This window comes from Paenibacillus sp. P5_B5, assembly GCF_056400365.1.
In genome coordinates, this window is the sequence record NZ_JBFULK010000071.1 from 1 (window position 1) to 408 (window position 408).

Below are 408 nucleotides of genomic sequence, written 5' to 3' on the forward strand. Positions count from 1 at the left end.
TTGGCAACGTCCTACTCTCCCAGGACCCTTCGGTCCAAGTACCATCGGCGCTGGAAGGCTTAACGGTCGTGTTCGGGATGGGTACGCGTGGTTCCCTTCCGCCATCGTCACCAAACAGTGCATTTAGAATAAATGCGTTGTAACAAGGTGTTGTACCTTGAAAACTAGATGCGAATTGAAACTGTAAGAATGCTTATATGCTTCCGAAGTATCTTTTGTTCTCGCACTTTCCTTACAGAAAGTACTGCCACAAAAGATTTTAGGTTAAGCCCTCGACCTATTAGTACTTGTCAGCTGCACACATTGCTGCGCTTCCACCTCAAGCCTATCAACCTCGTCGTCTACAAGGGGTCTTACTAATTGGGAAATCTCATCTTGAGGGGGGCTTCGCGCTTAGATGCTTTCAGC

The 408-nt window shown here is 47.5% G+C and carries 2 rRNA genes; both read right to left on the minus strand.

Features of this window, described 5'->3' with window-relative positions:
- A 5S ribosomal RNA gene (gene rrf / locus AC1DOK_RS24600) occupies positions 1 to 115 on the minus strand; the annotation flags it as partial.
- A gap of 145 nt (positions 116 to 260) precedes the next feature.
- Positions 261 to 408, minus strand: a 23S ribosomal RNA gene (locus AC1DOK_RS24605); the annotation flags it as partial.